This window comes from Methylobacterium sp. WL6, assembly GCF_008040095.1.
Taxonomy (GTDB): Bacteria; Pseudomonadota; Alphaproteobacteria; order Rhizobiales; family Beijerinckiaceae; genus Methylobacterium.
In genome coordinates this window covers 1-677 of record NZ_VRVH01000651.1, presented here as the reverse complement: position 1 = coordinate 677, position 677 = coordinate 1, and the positions used below count along the sequence as shown (strand labels likewise).

The 677-nt window shown below is 75.0% G+C and carries 1 protein-coding gene; it reads left to right on the top strand.

The window, feature by feature from the left end:
- Nucleotides 1-108: 108 nt before the first annotated feature.
- Nucleotides 109-677: Hpt domain-containing protein (locus tag FV230_RS29010; protein ID WP_246695062.1), on the top strand; the 569-nt coding region annotated here is incomplete at its 3' end.

Here is a 677-nt window from a genome sequence, read left to right as displayed (position 1 = left end):
GCGCCCTGCAGAACATCCGCCAAGCGAGCCAGCAGACCGCCGCCGGCACCCGCGAGGTCGAGGCGGCCTCGGCCAACCTCACCGAGCTCGCAGGAGCCCTCATGGCCCTTGCCGAACGCTACCGGCATTGACCGGCGGGCGGACGCGGTGACCGACATCCGCCAGCTGCTGCTCGCGGCCTTCGAGGTCGAGCACCGCGAGCACATCGATGCGATCCGCGCGGCTCTGGGAGCCGACGGCACCGGCCGCGCGCCCGACTGGAACGACATCTTCCGCCGGGCCCACAGCCTCAAGGGCGCCTCCCGGGCCGTCGACCTGCCGCCGGTCGAGGCGGTGGCGCATCGCCTGGAGAGCCTGTTCGAAAAGGTCTCGGCCGGCGCCGCCCTCGATCGCGAGGCCAGGAACGCGACCCATCTCGCCCTCGACCGCATCGAAGCCTACGTCGCCGGGATGAAGGCCGACCCGGACGTCGCGATGCCGGCCGACGCCATCGCGGCGCTCGACCGCTGCCTCGCGGGCGCCCGGGCACCGGACGCGACGACACCCTCGCCGGCGGAGATCGAGCCGCCGGTCGAGGCCGAACCGCCGGTCTCGGCAAGACCGCCCGCCGAGCCGAAATCCGCCGCGCCCTCCTCGCCCGCTGCGCCGCCGTCCGGCGTCGAGCCGCCCGCCGAGGC